The following is a 16,436-nucleotide window of genomic DNA, read 5'->3' as shown; positions in this document are numbered from 1 at the left end:
CCTATCCCTGCTCGTATTCCCGAACCAGTTCCTGCAGAAAATACAGGCCGGCAGAACTCAGGAAACACCGCCCTGCACCGGCACGGAACAAAAGATGGCGTTTATCGAGGTAGTCCAGCGCTTCCGGCACGCCTTTTTCGAATCGCGCGGCCCGGAGGATCTCCTGATACTCCTCATCGCTCGCCAACGCAGACAGGTCTTGCTCATTCAGCCCGGCATCGGGGCGCCCCAGGTATTCAAGATCCCGCCCGCTGCGCGCAAAATACCGACCGATCAGCAGCAGGATCACCTGCACCCGGAAGGCGTTTTCATCGTGTTCCTCGTTCTCGTCGTCGCTGCTTTCCTTGAGAAAGAAAAACGCGCCGGTTTCGTTGAACACCAGCTCGCTACCCAGGTGCTCATAGAACGTGCGGAAGTGGGACAGATGGTTGTACAAAAGGTTGTAAAGCGGGTTTGCTCGCAGCTCGGAACGGTTACTATCCCAGATATCACGCACAATCACCCGGCCGGCCTGGAATTCACGGTAGATCGCGGCGCTGTGGGCCGGCAGGATCTGCTCGAAGCTGCTCGACGTTTGTGATTGATCGGCGGATTCGTTGGTATCCATCGCGTTTGATAAGTCAGGCATGCTGTTGCTCTTCTTGATTGACCGGGGCGTTGCTTTCCGTCGTTTCCAGACGGCGCTTGCGGTAGACAAACTGCTCGCTGTCTGATGACTGATCCAGGACTCGGAAACGGTTGCTGGTGACCACCTGCAGGCCCTCCGGCGGCGAATTGACCAGCCGATTCAGGGCCGCCAGCAAATCCGGGAAGCGATAGCCCGGAATAAAGCCGTCCAGACGACCGTGCAGCTCCCGCACCAGATCAGTTGTCGGCCTCAGCTCCAGCGTTTCCAGCCATTGATAAAGCTGGTTGATGCGCTGGACATCGATTCGGGTGTGGCGGCCACTGCCCTCCACTTGCTGCAAAACCGGCACCTCGGCCTTTCGACGAAGATCGTTCAGACGCAGCTCCAGCTCGCTGAACAACAGCTGGTAGTAACTGGACGATTCACCGAAGGCATAGTGTTTCGGGCGCTGCTGGGCCCGCAAGCCCACCAGGAAGCCGGTACTGCGGGCAAACTCCCCACCCTCCAGCCACTTTCGTTTCAGGCTGAGGGTCTCGGTTTCGCCCTTGAGTTCCTGCAGCTTGCCGTAAAAGTGTTCCATGGCGTTGTACTGGACCATGCCCTGGCGGGTCTTGCGCAGGAAGTGCTCCACCTCCTGGGCCACCGCCTGGATGGGTTTGTACAGGGCATTCAGGCTGATGGAAGAACGGAACAGCTGGTCCGCCAGGCTATGGTCGCCGTGGCTCTCCAGTAGCCCAACCATGGCTTCCAGGGTCTCGAACAGGTTGCTGCCATCCGGGAGGCGTGTATCCGGGTTCAGAAACACCAGGGTCGGCTTGATGTGGCGCTCGTACAGGGTCACGATCTGCTCGAACAGGTTCTGGCGGAACTGCAGGAATTTCTCCGGCGCCCGGCTGGCGTCGCCGGACAGGTCCGCAAGCTGCGCACTGATGGTCTGCATACGCAGGACATTTTGGCGCAACAGACCAATCAGTTGGCTGACTCGCTCGTTCAGGTCATCCCGCAGTTCGGTGTAGTCCGGGTCCGCGTCGCTGAAACTGCTGCTTTCCAACCGATTGCGCACATCCCGCAGGGTCACCAGATGGCCACGCAGGCGAGCATCCGTCAGTTCCTGGTACAGCGAGGCGTTACAGGCCCGCATCAGATTGATCAGGGCATCCTGGAACACCAGGCGCCGCTCGCCCTCGGCCTTGATGATGTCGATCACAAGGCCACTGCGGAACAGATTGTCGGTATTCAGCGCCAGACGCACCCGGTCCCGGTCAGCGTTCCCAAGGGTACGGGTGTAGTCCATCACCTCGGCCACCAGATCGCTCTCGCGGATATACCGGGCTTCGTTCCGATCCATCCGCTCAATCATCCGGAACAGAATCTTCGGGTGCTCGAACAACAGCCGGGTGGTGTCCAGGGTGCTGAAGCGTTTACTCATCCACCGGCTCCATCAGGCTCGCCTGGGTCTGGTCGGCCCAGTGGCTCATAGCCTCGCCGTTGGTGAAGCCCTCGGCTCCACCCCAGAACACCAGGCTGCGCTGCGGACTGTAAGGCTTCGCAGTGCGCATCTGCCCCACTTCCAGGTGCCGGCCAATCAGATAAATCACTTCCGCGCTGGCACTATGAGTGGCCGCCGAGAACAGGTTGAAGCCCTGCTTGCGCAGCCGCTCCAGCAGTGACGGCATTTGGCTAATGTCCACGCTGGCCAGCTCATCCAGCACCATGGGGAACGACAGCTGCACGCCCGGGTACAGCACCCGTTTCAGCAGCCGATACACCAGTTCCAGATTGATCAGTGCGGTGGTGGAGGTTGACTGGCCTTTTTTGTCCAGGCTCGCGGCGTTTTCCTTGCGAGTGCGGTAGGAAATGCCGGTGATCACCTTGTCCATGGTCAGGCGCTTGCTCCCGCCCTCCCCGAAAAAGTCCGCCACGAACACCCGCAAACGGTCATAGAACGCGTCCGACTGCAGCTGGTTGCCATAAGGATCGATGTTGTTGGCTTCTTCCACCAGATTGCGGAATTTCGGATCGGTGTGAATATCCACTCGGATTTCCACCAGATCGTTGATGCGCACGCCTTCCAGCTCACGGTTCAGCTGCGCCTCGAAACGGGCAATGTGCTCGTGGTTGGATTTCAGGGCCTGCCGGTAGCTGGCGACGGTTTCGTTGTGGATGCCTACCTGCTGCTCCAGCACGTTCCAGCGTTCGGCCATACCGGCAAACAGGTCCGACAGGCTTTTGAACGTCTCACGAATAACCGAGTACGCGGGGCTGTCTTTCTGCAGCTCGCCTTCGGTATCTTCGTGGATGCCGAGATACACGAACTGGCGAAGGTGATCGAGGATGCTGCGCCGACGCTCTTCCAGGTCGTCCAGCTGGGTTTGAAGATCGTCAAAGGCCGCGACGGACACCTGTTCGATGTCCAAACGCTGTTCCGCTTCCACCAATTTCAGATGCGGGAAGCGGTGCTCCACGGTGCCCACACTTCGGCTGAGGCCCGCCAGTTCGCGCTCCCTTTCTTCGATCCGCTCTTTCTCGGCTCTGGCCTTGGCGGCCTTCTGCTGAACCGCATCCTGCTTTTCCTGCTCCAGCCGGGCCTGTTCTTCCAGTTTGGCCAATTGTTCTTCCGCCGCCTGCTTCTCCTCAGTGGCGTCCCGCAGGGTGGTCGCGGTGGCCGGATAGCGCTGGAGCGTTTCGAGATCCTTTTCGATGGCGCGGATCTCTTTCTCGGTGCGCTCGATCAGCCGCGGCCGATCATGCTCCTGGTTGGCGGTGTCTGCCAGCTCCGCCCGCTCCTTTTCCAGGCCATAAAGCTCGCCTTCCACATGCCGGCGCTGCTCGGCGAAGTCCGTCTGCCGGGCCGGCTGTGCCTGGTATTCCGTATCGAACCAGTCAAAGCCTTTATCATTAGGCACGAACAGCCGGGCGAAAGCCTCAATGGCGGCCTTGCTGTCGGCATCCAGATCCCGGCCCGGGCTGGCCATGACCAAACGGGGGTCTACGGCCCGAAGCGGTGCAGCGGTGGCCTCGTCCAACTGGTTCTGCAGCTGCCAATGTTGCTTGCTTTCCCGTTCCTGCAGGGATTCCAGCTTGCGCTCCAGCTCCTGTTTCTTCTTCTGGATCTGCTCCAGCCGAATTTCCGCCTGGGCGGCGCTTTTCAATGCGGCCAGGTGGCCTTTCCTGCTCTCAAGCTCTTCCTTCTGGATATCCTCGATTTCCTGAAGGGTCATCTCCCCATACTGGGACAACAAGAGGTCGCCATCTTTCTGGTTCTGCTCGGCCTGCTTGATGCGGCGGTCGGCCGAACGGATCTCGCCTTTCAGGCCGCTGGCATCCTGCTCCAGTTTTTTGAGGGCCTGGAGCACATGGCGCAACGTCTCATTCTGTTCATTGAACGCCTCTACCGCGGCTTTGCGTTTTGAACCTATGTCCTGCAGGGCATTGCTCACACCATCCCGAAACGCGGCGAAATCGTGCTGGCTGCGAAGCAGCGTCTGGTAGGCCTGATAATCTTTTTCGAGCTTTTCAAACCGCGAACGTTCTTTCTCAATCCGGTTGAGCTGGGTTTGCTGCTGCTTGAGCTGATCGTGACGATTCAGGAAGTCGTCGATGTTGAAATCGAAGGCATCGTCGGCGAACTTCTTATCCGCCTCGATAATGCTGGCTACCGCATTGGACATGGCCTGATCGTCCGCCTTCATCTCAAACAGCAGCAGGATCAGCGTGCGCAAAGACTGCACCCGGCGTTCATCAGACTCACCCAGAGGCAGTACCGAATAACGCACAGCATCCGCATTCATCAGCTCGCTGCTGTACAGCATCTGTTTGAGCTTGGCCGGGTCATTCACCAGCCGGGTTTCCCTGGAGAGCTTTTTCAGCTTTTCAGACAAGCGGCTGAACGACAGCTCCGGCACCGCCTGACCAATGCCGTCTTCATCATCCCCATCCCAGAACAGCGGGCGTAGCTGGTCGTACGCCACCGGCACAAAGGCGCGGCCATAGCTAAGCTGGCTGGCGCTGTCCCGGTACAGGATCTGGCAATGCACCCCGGCCGGATTCTCGGCTTCCATGATCAGGAAACTGAACTGGCTGGGGAAATAATGCTGGTAGCTTTCCTCGTTGGTGTAGAAGCTACCTGCGCTGGCATTACGGAAAGCGAATTTTTTACGGCTGTTCTTGAAGTTGTTTTCCGGCAACAGGAACAGACGCAGGCTGTTAAGAAGGCTGGACTTACCCAGATTGCCCGGGCCCAGGATCAGGCCATGGTTATCCACCGGAATTTCCACGTAACAGAAGCCGGCAGAATCCACCAACACCAGACGGCGAATGCCAAAATTGAAATTACCTGGGCTCCCCTGGGAGTCACTCATCCAGAATCATCTCCTGTTCCATGAATTTGTCGGTCGATCGAAAGGCTTCTGCCAGGCTATTAAAGCCGAGCCGTTCCGCCAGCGATATCGCTCTTGTAAACCGTTCGGTGCTGTCCGGTGCGTTGCGAAACCGGCCCAGCCTGGGTTGCCACTCACGGGGCTGAACATACGTGGCTTTGTCACCAAGAGAGGCTGCGATCGTCGAGAACATTTGCAGACCACCCGCATCATAATCGAATGCGCAGAATACTTCTTCGTAGCCCTGCAGCCAGTCAAGAATTGCGCCCCGGGTAACCCGGTTGCCGCCGCCTAACACCACATCGCAGCTCGCCAGATGCATGGCTCTGCCAAGAGCCTCACCGGTACATCTCAGCATCTGTTGATACTGGTAGAAGTTACGCTCGTTTTCTATGAGCAGCACGGAGCCTGCGCGCTGAAAACCGATATCAGCAAAATCGCTCTCGATAACAACCACATCTGGACGGCTGGAGGCCAATCCCCCATGGTAAACCAGAAGAAAACTTACCTCAGTACCATGGCGATGAGAGTCACCTTTTCGAGCGGCGTCTATCCTGTTTAAGGGAGCCTCCACGAGGTTCTGCAGCTCCGCGAAAGCAGTCTCATCCTGAACCGTGACCAGCCACCGGTTGAACTGGACCTTTTCTGTGGAAAACATGTCCCGGTGGCGTCGGCGAAACTGCTCCGGAAGCTTTTTCAGGAAGGCTTCATAATTGATGGGTTGGCCACGGAGGATTTTGTCGAGGTAGTCGTTCAAGGGCGTACCATGGTTATTCTTGGAGTTGCGTAAGCGCTGAGAAGCAAAATACCTCATAAAACGTTAATATGGATACCACGGATGGACCTCACCACTCTTGGAGCAAACAATATGCGCCTTCAGGATTTAATTGACGAGGCTAGCGCTCTCCCCGTCGACGAACGAGCGCTGGTTGTGGAGTCATTATTGAAAAGCCTAAACCCGATCGAAGCCAACATTGACGAAAAATGGGTACAAGTTGCCGAGAGCCGCCTGCACGAACTGGATTCCGGCAGTGTAAACCCAGTGCCCGGCGATGAGGTTTTCAGAAAGATTCGGAGCAGGCTGCAGAAATAATGGATTATTCCTTTCACCCCGCAGCGGAAGCGGAATTAAATGATGCAATCGATTACTACGAATCAATTCAACCAGGTCTCGGGGTAGATCTCGCAGACCAAGTCGAGCAAGCAGTTGCCAGAGCTGTCAAATTTCCCCGGGCTTGGAGTTTTATTCGAAAGCCGGTTCGTCGCTCACTCGTAAAACGATTTCCCTACGGCGTTCTTTACGTAGAAAAGAAGAGCAGCATTTTCATTCTTGCTGTTATGAATCTTCATCGCGAGCCAGATCATTGGGAAAATCGGCAATAACTGCGGAAACCCATCTAAATGCGCCAAACGTTGGTTAGTTTCGATCAGGATTGGAACCATCTAACCTGGCACTTCCTCGGTGACCAGGTCATGGGCGGGCAGTCTGATGGTGCGCTGACTCACGCTGAGGAAGGCGTCGGTCTTTTTCACGGCACCGTGCGACTGGATAACGGCGGCGGATTTGCCTCTGTGAAAGCGGACCTGCCGAAGCCTTTCGATGCAGCTAACTACACCGGTATCGAGCTTCTTGCCCGGGGTGACGGCAAAACCTACAAGATCGGCCTTCGCAACAGCACAGACCGGCGCAGCGTCGTATACCAGCATACCTTCACGCCGGCTACTGAAGACTGGAGCCGCATACGGCTTCCCTTCAGCGATTTCATACCCACCTGGCGCGGCAAGACAGTGGCGGATGCGGGGCCTCTGGACACCCGGAACCTGGCGTCCGTGAGCCTGTTCGTTTCCGGGCGACAGGCCGGTGAATTCAAGCTGATCATGCAGGACTGGCGGCTATTCCGGAGCTAGGCTGGCAAGGCTTCAGTAGTGCCGCTGGATATCATGATAATGCGCTTTACGATGCCCTTATCGGACAGAACCGGTAAATAGCGAGCTTCCAGCCATACCGGCTGTCCGTCTGCACCAAGATTCAGGAATCGGCCCTGTTGCACCTGGCCTGTAACCAATTCACGCCAGAACCTGATGTACGACTCACCACCCGCCTCCTCCGGCTTGCAGAGCACCCGATGATGCTTTCCAATCAGCTGTTGCTCCTGGTAGCCGAGCAACTCCAGAAAAACATCGCTGACGGACTCAAACAGCCCATCGCCGTTCATTACCGCAACCGCCACCGACCGCTGAATCGCCTGCCAATCGGCCTCCAGTTCAGACACCCGGTTCTCGGCAGCCTCCAGCCTTTCCAGAGCGGCCTGCAGTTCCTGCTTTCGTTTGCTTTGAAACACCATCAGTTTCCTTTTGTTCAGCGTATGCCTGAACCGCCGGGTATGAGAGCATTACGATGCTCAAAAGAATCAGGATTCCCGGCACAAGACGACCATGCGGAGTTTACAATGACCAAACTAGCCCTGATAACCGGCGCCAGCGCAGGCATTGGCCATGAGGCCTGCGCCCTGTTCGCCCAAAAAGGCTACCGGGTTATCGCCCTCTCAAGACAACCAACCGGCGTGGAGTCCGCAGATCGGGAGCTGGCGCTGGATCTTGAATCCTTCGAGCAGATTGAAGGCCTGGCCGGTACGCTGGACGCTGAGATTGCGAAGGCGGAGCAAGTCATTCTGGTGAACAACTCCGGCTACGGGCAGTTCGGCGCGCTGAGCGACCTGTCCCAATCCATGTGGCAAAAGCAATTCAGCACCCACGTATTCGGCCCCATCAAGCTGGCCGCCGTCTGCCTGCGGCTCTGCGAGCAACATGGAACACCCCTGAGGGTCATTGCCGTAAGCTCCGTTCTATCACTGACGCCCCAGAAAATGAAAGGAGCATACTGTGCCGCCAAATCCGCGATGAACACGGCCCACGAAAGCTTCTGGTTTGATGAAGAGGGCAGCAAAAGCCTGGAGAGTGTCTCGCTCGTGCTCCCGGGCCCCGTGAAGACCCGGTTCAGAGAACATGCCCTGGCCGCTTTGCAGCCGGTGCTTGGGCGAGCGAGCGAGGTACACCGGGACAAGTATGAAGCCATGAAAGCAGCGCTTGCGCCGGGTGCCAGCTTCAAGCCGTTTACAGCCAGTGCATCGGATGTCGCCAAAAAGATCCTGGCGGCCGCCGAGGCTACAAGACCCAAACCTCGATACCTGGTGACACCGCAGACCTACGCCGGCGAATTCATTACCCGGTTTATTCCCCGCTCGATCCAGAGAATCATCTTGCGATAGACCGGGTCTTCTTGATCCGCCGGGCCCGGGCCAGTTCATCCTTCACATAAGCCCCGATGGCCTTGAGGATACCCAGGTCCGGATCGGCCGCTTCGTCATCGGCCAGCCGGAAAATCTGCTGGTAGTACCAGGCCTGGCCGCCTAGAACGTTAATCACCTTGAACGGCATCAAAGGACTGGCCGGAGAGAAGAGCCCGCTCTGTGCGAGCTTGATGTCATCTTCATGGCAAACCGTCTTATCGATGCGCCCTTCAAGCAGATCCCTGGGCGTATCCGGGTCCGTACAGAGCGGTCGGCCCAGGCCAATGACATCGGTCTCGCCATTGGCTATCACCTCTTCCATGAACGCCCGCGACCGAAATCCACCGGTAACCATCAGCGGGCAATCGCACACCTCACGAATCGTCTGGGCGTAATCCAGGAAGTAAGCCTCCCGCTTGCGAGTGCTCTCCCGCATCGCCGGCCCCTCGCTCGCCGTGTCGGCATCACCGCTGTACCCAAGCAGCCGTGGCTGCTCATAGGTGCCGCCGGACACCTCCAGCAGATCAATCCCCTCCTCATTGAGCCAGCGCACCACGCTCACAGACTCATCAAGCGTAAAGCCGCCCTTGCGGAAATCGTCGGAATTCAGCTTTACCGCCACCGGAAACTCCGGACCCACAGCAGCACGAGTCGCCCGCACCACCTCGAGCAGAAAACGGGCGCGATTCTCCAGCGACCCACCCCAGCGATCGGTGCGCTGGTTGGTGACCGGCGACAGGAAAGACGACAACAGATACCCATGGGCCCCGTGCACCTGAACACCGGTAAAGCCCGCCTCTTTGGCGATCCGAGCCACGTTGGCAAAGCGCTGGATAAAGTCGAGGATCTCCGGCTCCGTGAGTGCCCGCGGACGGGCATAGTTGCCCATCAGCGAAAGCTGCACCTCCGAAGGCCCCATCGGGCGCGTGGTCACGTAACGCGGCGACTGGCGACCGGCATGGGAAATCTGCATCCATAAATGGTTGCCGTTACGGGTGCCCGCCTCGGCCCAGGCTCGCAACTGGCCCATACCCTCCGGCTCGCCTTCTGCCGGCGCAGGATCAATCGCCACGTTACCCGGCCGCTCCAGAACCCGGTGATCAATCATCACGTTGCCGGTAATCAACAGCCCTGCTCCGCCTTCCGACCAGCGGCGGTACAGGGTTTCATGGCGATGGGTGGCGTAGAGTTGATCGTCTGCCAGCCCTTCGGTCATGGCGGCCTTGGCGATGCGGTTGGGCAGGACTGCTCCGCAGGGGAGTTTGAGGGGTTGGGAAAGGGGCGATTGGGTCATGACAGTCTTAATCCGTCGAATTTAATCTGAAAATCACGCTCATTGGGTTGCTTCCTTCATGGCTCTGATACTCGACGGGTCCAAAATAAGTAAATGGCGCCGCTTTGCCATTACGTAGCTTGTTCTCACGAACAAACAGGTGTACGGAGAGTCCAAGCTTTTTGTGTTCGATCAGTTCCCGACCACGCATGCTCTGAGGTGTCGTTGAGTTCTGGCTCTGCCAATGAAATGTTTGCTCATCAATCCAATGATCAACATAGCGGTGCTGAACGCCTTTACCCTGTTTGTTTAACGTCACAAGCAAAACATGAGCATTGGCGTCTTTCAGAAAGACGTGCCCGCTCTGCCAATTGCCGGGATTAAACGTCGCTCCGAATAACTTCGGAATCTCTTCTCTCGGGATTTCCTGGCCAAGGGCCATTTCCAATGGATCTATAACCTCGCAAAAGCGTGCGAATGTTCGAAACTGTTCAATCAGTTCGGGAGTGACAATAATATCTTCATACTCTGGGTTAGCGGCTTCGAGCCGATACTCCCCAACGGGGGATTTACGAACGGTACGAAGAAGGTATTGCGTGTCGCCTGTATCATCCAGCCGCTCAATTGCCAGCGTTTTACCCGTGATCGATCCAGCTTGATTGGGATTGATCTGTTCAAGCAGCAGATAATCCCCATCGTGAATCGGCTGCTTCCCACCGTTCATGGAGTTACCCAATGCTCGAGCAATAAAATGACGATTTGGCTCTATTCGCCCGTGCCCCAACCCGATGGACCTGTACTCCGGTTCTTCGGCGTTACTGTTCCTGAAATGGCCACAAGCGATCTTTAGGGATGGGAAGTAAGGCAGTTCCGTTCCAGAAGGAGCGATCGGGACAACATTCTCAACAGATTGCTGCTCCTGTTTGGAAGACTGCCGCGCTTCATAGGAAGCCAGGCGATAATCAATTAACTCCTGCACCATCTCCTCGAAAGCCGGTATCTGTTCACCTTCCAAATCTATTAAAGGCTTAAACTGATCGCTCTCGATCTCAAAAATAGCTGGGGACTTATTGGTCCAATGATCGACCGGATTTTTCTTCCAGTATTGTTGCCATTGAGTCGAGGAGCCATCCACGTCCCTCACTGAGGCAGCAATTTCTTGATAAAGCCTGGGACGGCGTTTCAATGTTTCCCAGGATGTTTGCGCTAGTTCCGAGAGCTTTGGCGGACTACGCCATCCGCCTAACTGCTGGAACGCGTCTAGCAATATCATTTTGAATGATTTGCTCATTGCCGTCGTTTCCACTTCCAGCAAAAAGCTTTCGTGCCTGGACAAGAGTTCTGTCTCAATCTCGGTGAGATCCTCCATATCCCGAACCAATCCAAACCAGCTTCCGTGCAGTTTGCGAGTTTTAGCGATACTGGCACCGAAATGGTAGTACTCTGTAAGTGTTGGGCGACGGCCCAATGTATCTTTCAATACTTGGTAGTCTTTCTCAGCGCCCTGGTGATCAAGACCTTTCAGGAAATCGATTATCTGCAGATCGTAATTGATAAAACATCCGTCCGGCAGGTCCAGTTGGTTCTTTTCAGCTTTCCTCGCAAACTCAGCCAACTGACGGTGATTCATCGCCTGACCAATCAGCGCCTGGGGTTTATGCAGGAAACTCTGGTGGTTACCCACAAAATCCAGAATCACAAGCTTGTCTTTTCCAGTGGACACGCTTTTACGCAGGCCCCGACCGATCTGCTGGAGGAAAAGGATCTTGGATTCCGTTGGGCGTAAGAGCAGGACCGTATCGATGGCGGGCAGATCGACACCCTCGTTGAACAGGTCAACAGAAAAAATCACATCGAGTTGACCGTTCTCCAACTGCTCCAAGGCCTCGCCACGGGACATCTCTGATTCACCGTGGACAGCTGCAGACCTTACGCCCTTTTTAGAGAATTGATCTGCCATGAAATCGGCATGGACCCGCGAAACACAGAACGCCAAAGTCCGGCTTTGCTTCTGCTCACCCCATACCCTGTGCACGTGTTTGGCACGTCCGTATGTAGCCAGTTTATTTGCGAGCAGATTTGGATCGAACTTTCCATTACGCCAGGGTATCTCGGTGTAATCGACAGTCTCGTCGTAGATGCCGTAGTAGTGAAACGGCACCAGGAATTGTCCCTTTACACCCTCGAACAACGGATATTCGAATACCAGATTGTCATCGCATAACGACAAGATATCGGAGCGGTCCGTTCGATCTGGCGTCGCCGTTAATCCCAGCAGAAACTGGGGTGCGAAATAATTCAGAAGCCGATGATAAACAGGCGCGGCGGCATGATGGAATTCATCGACAACGATGTAATCGAAATGGCGTGGATCGAATCTTTCGAGATGGGTTTCTTTGCCGAGTGTCTGTATCGAAGCACAGAGGATATCCACCGTTCGATCGCGCTGCTTACCCATGTAAAAGCCAACGCGGCTATTCGGCTTGATCCGCAAGTAGGTTTCAGCCGCCTGATAAAGAATCTCCTCGCGATGGGCGACAAAAAGGATCCTCCTGGCACCCATTTGAACGGCGTCAAAGGCAGATAGCCAGGTTTTGCCCAGACCCGTCGCTAAAACGACCAAGCCTCGTCTGTAACCCTCCCCGCGAGTTAGATCGAGTGCCTCTAGTGCTTCTTGTTGCACATCATTAGGTGTCGGAACTTCCTGTTTCTCATCACTGCCCGGCTCCAGTGACTGATCTGGTGGCTTCCTCCGTTTCTCGTAGTCATCGATCCAGTTGTCAGTAAGAGGCACAACATTTGGGTGCTGAAACAGTTCCTCGAACCTGCTGGCGGCCTCGAGATACCCAGAGTCGGGCGGGAAATCCACCTGATAATTCCATTCCAAACCGTCCTGAAGCGCCTGTCGGCTGATATTGCTAGAGCCGATAAACGCTCTGCCCCACATTTGTTGATTTTCAACATGGGCAGCGAATAGATAAGCCTTCAAATGAAAGCTACTCCCTTTGCTCTGAAAGACGCGCACCTGAGCGCCATGGTCATGCAATAGGACAAGCTTTCGAAGGGCCTCTGTGTCGGTAATGTCCAAATAATCACTGGTGAGAATGCGGATGCGAGTCGGATAAGGAGTTCGTTGCAGCGCGGCCACCAAATCCGGGAACAAGAGGTTTAAACCGGTGGTTTTGACAAAAGCTACCGCCATATCCACTTGATCGGCAGCTTTAATTGCTTGGCAAAGCTTTGGTAGAAAATGATGCTCTTTCCCGCCAGTTGTCAGCTTTTTGTGGGAAGCCGGCGCCTGGGTCAGAAGGATGTTCAACCACTGCTCGTCCCTATCAGGACGCCGATCATCAGTGCGCCACATCTCGCAAGCTTCAAAGTCCGTCAGGCCCTGAATCCATTGCTCGGCAATCGACTCGTCAGCATCTGTAAAGTGTCGGCCATTGTGGTCACGTTCCCCCTGGCCGATCTTGAAACTCATGTAGAAAACGCCACCCGGTTTCAGGGCATTCCATAATCGTTCAATAGCTCTGGGCACTTCAACGAGAGGCAAATGCAAAAGGCTGGCACAGGCCCAAATGCCGTCATACGTAATGGTTTCTTGAACGTCTGAAAAGGACCTGTGCTGAATTGGCAATCCAGTCTTTTGGCGGGCAAGAGTGGTAATGGCTTTTGAGCCATCGAAAGCAGAAACGCGGTAGCCATGCTTTTTGAAAAACAAAGCATCTCGACCCGAACCACAGCCGGCATCGAGAATGTGTCCACCTTCAGGAACTTGTGGCAAGAACTCTCGATAAAGGTCTTCCATACTGACCTCAAATGTAGACTCCACAAAGTCATCGGCATTGCTGTCGTAATAACTCAGCGTATCCTGCATTAAATAGTTCCCTTGCGACTAATTAGCCTGAAGTCGATCTAGACCAGGCTACCAGGCGGACAGGTCGTCGCCAACAAACTTGGGAGATCTACTCAAGAACTTCCCTTCAAGATGCAGGATTATTTTTTTTGAATCTCTGATCTCAGGCCAATACCGCAACAAACTCTCCAACGACCCTCAAGTCGTGAAGATCATCGTCTTCAATAACAATATCTCGATATCCATGAGCGCTGGTAACAGGCTTCAATATCACTCTTTCGTTAACGAGTTCATCGCCGGACATCGTTTTTTCGCTGCGATAAAGTTTAACGGTGAGGCAACTCCCGTTGTCAGGATCTTCAATGGCCCGATGTTGCACCAACACTATCTTGCCATTTCGAGTCCCCCCTGGGTTTTCATTGAAGAGACACCATGCGCCATTCGGTATACGTTTATTCATGGACTCACCAACAACCTGAGCAACAAATTGGCCCGGTCTGGTTGCAAAGTGCTCGGGCAGCTTTACCCATTGAAATTCATCAGCCGATGACTGGAAGCCGCTGAATTCGCCGGCTGCCGCCTGCAGGTCGAACACGGGAACAAATCCGTCGTATGGGATCGCTGATTCAAAATCAACTACTTCATAGGGCAGGCGCTGCGTTGTGACGCTATCGGTCTGCTCCATGAGCTGGGTTTCCGCAAAGCTACGGAAGTGTTCCCTAGTTTCTGCATCCGCAGAGTAGATGAAGCACCCTTTCATACCCCGCGTCATCAACGTACGGTATGTGTTCTTGATGATCATGTCGGCATCCGCGAGGGCACTCTCCCGATCCTCTTTGAGCCTCTTTTTGTAACCACGTACAGATCGGTCGGATCTTGAGCGAGCGGCGGCGTTCGTGACCGCAATGCCGTCACGGATTACAAAATCCTCCCCGATAATCACGCCTACGTAATCAAGCTCTAACCCCTGGCATGTGTGGATACAACCAATCTCACTTATCGAATCCTCAGCGATTAACCATTTTGACCCGTGTTTGTCCAGATTCCATCTTGCTCTGAAATCATGCTCAGGTAGTTCAATATCAAACCTCTCTGGATCCTTTTTGCTATTCCAGTCCCAGCAGTATCCAGCCACCAACCGCGCCTTATTGGCCCAGCGATTTTTCCGTTCAATGACACTTCGCAGCTCGTTCGGATCGTCAAAGACCCGAAAATCGTAGTCAATGCCTTCCAGCGAAGTATTTGCCGTTTCCCGGATTCGAAGGACATGATCAACCCAGGCCAGATAACCATCAGAGCCATTGCAGCGGAACTGTGAACTCAACTCCAAGACAGTGACTTCTGCCCCCAATTGCCCGGCAAAGTGACGGATTTCTTCGACCGTACCGATATCCGCAAGAGTGACACGCTGGTCTTCATCAATGAAGAAAACGGTGGTTTTGGCGCTAGTTATGAGTTCTTTTATCTGGTTCTCGCCCAGATTGCCGTATAGGCCAGATTTTTCATTTAATCTGTGGGCTTCATCAACTACCAACATATCGAAATAGTTGTTCTCGGTATCTGTATAACCACCAGAACCGCGAAAAAGGTTGTCGATGTTGGTTTTGCGCATTGTGCCTGTCAGGCGAGCTTTGAAGACTTCCCGGGGTGCTGCATTCTTGCTAACAAACTGGGTCAGCATCTCTCTATTGGTTGCTTCAACGATAAGGTTAATTGCAACAACCGATTTCCCTGTGCCCGGTCCACCCTTCACAATAAAGGTCTGTTTTGGCTTTTTGCGGCCTTTTTCGGCAAGATCCAAAGCAGTCTCGTAAACCAGTTTTTGCTCATCAAGCAAAATGAATTCCCTGTTGCCACGAAGCATCGAGGCAAGGCAATCAGCAAGTCCTTTCGACGGTTTAATTACACCATGTTCGATCCGGTACAGGATGTTATCGCTGTCGCCATACCGGATATTGCGCCTGAGGAATTCCGACAGCTTTTTCGCATCGCTCGAAATATAAACCGGCGCTCTTTCAGTGTGCTCAGCATAGCGGGCGTCGTTAATAGCCTCGCCACTATTCATATTGTGGAGATAGGCGCAGGGTTGAAGGCTGATGCGCTCCTCTCGGACTGTTTCGTTGTAATTCTCAATCAGGGCTGAATACGACCACGCTTGGTAGGACGGATGGTTAACTTCTCGGATAGACCCGTTCAGAAACGTTCGGACAATTGCGTCTTTATCGGTAACCTCTGCTTCGGACCACTGCTTCAGTTCGACGATGATTGCGGTGTCATTGCGCGAAGCATCTTTTCCCGTAAGGATAAAATCAACTCGGCGACTGGTGAGTGGAATCGTATACTCAATTGCAACACCGGCTGACGGCGGTATACCTTGATCCAGCAACGCGTTAAACATGTACTGAAGCGAGTTCTTCCATGACTCAATTTCGGATTTTGGGGTTCTTCGCTTGAGCTTTCTCCAGACCTCTTCCTCAATAACCTTCTCGATCTGATTGAACTTCACATGTTCAACAAATTCCGCCTTGGAAGCCGAATAGACGATCACGAATACCCCCTACAACTCGTTATATTTACTAGACCTGCCTTTAGCTTTAGCAACAGGATATTTGACGGCATTTGCCTCTATTTTTCGGGCGGATTCTTTAGCAATATCGACGCCCAAAGAATCTGCCAGTAGAACAAGGTACGGCTGGATGTCCGCAATCTCGTCTTTAACTGCTGCCAAACGTTTTTCACTGAGGTTTTTCGAGTCGTCTTCGCTAAGCCACTGGAATTGCTCTGACAACTCACCCGCCTCACCACAGAGGGCCATGGTCAGGTTTTTCGGTGAGTGGAACTGGCGCCAATCGCGTTCTTCAGCAAATTGCTTCAGTTTCAGGCGCAACTCTTCCAGCGAATCCATTTTGGTTAAACTCCCCTTTCTCGTAAGAAAACCATTTGCTTTCGATCTATTTGCACATTAACCAAACTCAAGTGCACCGGTCCACATAATCCATTATGAACATAC

At 54.4% G+C, this 16,436-nt stretch carries 13 protein-coding genes; 4 read left to right on the top strand and 9 right to left on the bottom strand.

The window, feature by feature from the left end; all coding sequences use genetic code 11:
* Window position 1 precedes the first annotated feature (1 nt).
* Genes NUW46_RS09740 through NUW46_RS09725 form a run of 4 tightly spaced genes read right to left on the bottom strand, consistent with a single transcriptional unit; the run spans window position 2 to window position 5,764 of the window.
* Window positions 2-628, bottom strand: a complete 627-nt coding sequence (locus NUW46_RS09740) for a condensin complex protein MksE (RefSeq protein WP_418141973.1) — start codon at window positions 626-628, stop codon at window positions 2-4.
* On the bottom strand, window positions 621-2,057 hold the full coding sequence (locus NUW46_RS09735) for a hypothetical protein (RefSeq protein ID WP_418141972.1): 1,437 nt from the start codon (window positions 2,055-2,057) through the stop codon (window positions 621-623). Before NUW46_RS09735 ends, NUW46_RS09740 begins: the two co-directional genes overlap by 8 nt.
* The gene (locus NUW46_RS09730; protein ID WP_418141971.1) at window positions 2,050-4,989 is read right to left on the bottom strand and encodes a hypothetical protein; all 2,940 of its coding nucleotides are present in this window, start codon (window positions 4,987-4,989) and stop codon (window positions 2,050-2,052) included. Before NUW46_RS09730 ends, NUW46_RS09735 begins: the two co-directional genes overlap by 8 nt.
* Window positions 4,982-5,764, bottom strand: a complete 783-nt coding sequence (locus tag NUW46_RS09725; protein ID WP_418141970.1) for a hypothetical protein — start codon at window positions 5,762-5,764, stop codon at window positions 4,982-4,984. The genes NUW46_RS09730 and NUW46_RS09725 overlap by 8 nt, the downstream gene beginning before the upstream one ends.
* Before the next feature lie 81 nt (window positions 5,765-5,845).
* Here NUW46_RS09725 and NUW46_RS09720 point away from each other — a divergent pair, with 81 nt between their 5' ends.
* The 3 genes from NUW46_RS09720 to NUW46_RS09710 are packed head-to-tail and all read left to right on the top strand — an operon-like array spanning window position 5,846 to window position 6,915.
* Complete coding sequence (locus NUW46_RS09720) at window positions 5,846-6,100, top strand: addiction module protein (protein WP_418141969.1); 255 nt, start codon at window positions 5,846-5,848, stop codon at window positions 6,098-6,100.
* A complete protein-coding gene (locus tag NUW46_RS09715) occupies window positions 6,100-6,390 on the top strand; it encodes a type II toxin-antitoxin system RelE/ParE family toxin (protein WP_418141968.1) in 291 nt (96 codons plus the stop codon). Before NUW46_RS09720 ends, NUW46_RS09715 begins: the two co-directional genes overlap by 1 nt.
* An 18-nt stretch (window positions 6,391-6,408) precedes the next feature.
* Window positions 6,409-6,915, top strand: coding sequence for a CIA30 family protein (locus NUW46_RS09710; RefSeq protein ID WP_418141967.1), 507 nt, complete (start codon window positions 6,409-6,411; stop codon window positions 6,913-6,915).
* On the opposite strand, the gene NUW46_RS09705 is transcribed toward NUW46_RS09710, so the two are convergent.
* Complete coding sequence (locus NUW46_RS09705) at window positions 6,912-7,352, bottom strand: PAS domain-containing protein (RefSeq protein WP_418141966.1); 441 nt, start codon at window positions 7,350-7,352, stop codon at window positions 6,912-6,914. The two genes, NUW46_RS09710 and NUW46_RS09705, sit on opposite strands and share 4 nt — an antisense overlap.
* Before the next feature lie 105 nt (window positions 7,353-7,457).
* On the opposite strand from NUW46_RS09705, the gene NUW46_RS09700 reads away from it, so the two are divergent.
* Entirely contained in the window at window positions 7,458-8,276 is an 819-nt protein-coding gene (locus NUW46_RS09700; protein ID WP_418141965.1) for an SDR family NAD(P)-dependent oxidoreductase, read from the top strand.
* Here NUW46_RS09700 and NUW46_RS09695 read toward each other — a convergent pair.
* The 4 genes from NUW46_RS09695 to NUW46_RS09680 form a co-directional block, all read right to left on the bottom strand.
* Window positions 8,263-9,591 (bottom strand): NADH:flavin oxidoreductase/NADH oxidase family protein, encoded by a 1,329-nt coding sequence (locus NUW46_RS09695; RefSeq protein ID WP_418141964.1) that lies wholly within the window; start codon window positions 9,589-9,591, stop codon window positions 8,263-8,265. The two genes, NUW46_RS09700 and NUW46_RS09695, sit on opposite strands and share 14 nt — an antisense overlap.
* 7 nt (window positions 9,592-9,598) lie before the next feature.
* Window positions 9,599-13,447: a DUF3427 domain-containing protein gene (locus NUW46_RS09690; protein ID WP_418141963.1), complete on the bottom strand. Its 3,849-nt coding sequence runs from the start codon at window positions 13,445-13,447 to the stop codon at window positions 9,599-9,601.
* Between the two features lie 142 nt (window positions 13,448-13,589).
* Window positions 13,590-15,974 carry a DNA/RNA helicase domain-containing protein gene (locus tag NUW46_RS09685; protein WP_418141962.1) on the bottom strand — a complete coding sequence of 795 codons (2,385 nt, stop codon included), beginning with the start codon at window positions 15,972-15,974 and terminating at the stop codon, window positions 13,590-13,592.
* Window positions 15,975-15,983: 9 nt separating this feature from the next.
* A complete protein-coding gene (locus tag NUW46_RS09680; RefSeq protein WP_418141961.1) occupies window positions 15,984-16,331 on the bottom strand; it encodes a nucleotide pyrophosphohydrolase in 348 nt (115 codons plus the stop codon).
* Between the last annotated feature and the right edge of the window lie 105 nt (window positions 16,332-16,436).

Origin of the sequence: Marinobacter sp. MA, assembly GCF_048298425.1 — a bacterium.
In the GTDB taxonomy this organism is placed as follows: Bacteria; Pseudomonadota; Gammaproteobacteria; order Pseudomonadales; family Oleiphilaceae; genus Marinobacter; species Marinobacter salsuginis.
The sequence above is the reverse complement of the archived record's forward strand: the minus strand, read 5'-3'. Positions and strand labels throughout refer to the sequence as shown.

What these genes read in the sequence shown, in the direction of transcription:
- NUW46_RS09740 (WP_418141973.1), bottom strand. Translation starts at nt 628, where the DNA reads ATGCCTGACTTATCAAACGCGATGGATACCAACGAATCCGCCGATCAA.
- NUW46_RS09735 (WP_418141972.1), bottom strand. Translation starts at nt 2,057, where the DNA reads ATGAGTAAACGCTTCAGCACCCTGGACACCACCCGGCTGTTGTTCGAG.
- NUW46_RS09730 (WP_418141971.1), bottom strand. Translation starts at nt 4,989, where the DNA reads ATGAGTGACTCCCAGGGGAGCCCAGGTAATTTCAATTTTGGCATTCGC.
- NUW46_RS09720 (WP_418141969.1), top strand. Translation starts at nt 5,846, where the DNA reads ATGGACCTCACCACTCTTGGAGCAAACAATATGCGCCTTCAGGATTTA.
- NUW46_RS09715 (WP_418141968.1), top strand. Translation starts at nt 6,100, where the DNA reads ATGGATTATTCCTTTCACCCCGCAGCGGAAGCGGAATTAAATGATGCA.
- NUW46_RS09710 (WP_418141967.1), top strand. Translation starts at nt 6,409, where the DNA reads ATGCGCCAAACGTTGGTTAGTTTCGATCAGGATTGGAACCATCTAACC.
- NUW46_RS09705 (WP_418141966.1), bottom strand. Translation starts at nt 7,352, where the DNA reads ATGGTGTTTCAAAGCAAACGAAAGCAGGAACTGCAGGCCGCTCTGGAA.
- NUW46_RS09700 (WP_418141965.1), top strand. Translation starts at nt 7,458, where the DNA reads ATGACCAAACTAGCCCTGATAACCGGCGCCAGCGCAGGCATTGGCCAT.
- NUW46_RS09695 (WP_418141964.1), bottom strand. Translation starts at nt 9,591, where the DNA reads ATGACCCAATCGCCCCTTTCCCAACCCCTCAAACTCCCCTGCGGAGCA.
- NUW46_RS09690 (WP_418141963.1), bottom strand. Translation starts at nt 13,447, where the DNA reads ATGCAGGATACGCTGAGTTATTACGACAGCAATGCCGATGACTTTGTG.
- NUW46_RS09680 (WP_418141961.1), bottom strand. Translation starts at nt 16,331, where the DNA reads ATGGATTCGCTGGAAGAGTTGCGCCTGAAACTGAAGCAATTTGCTGAA.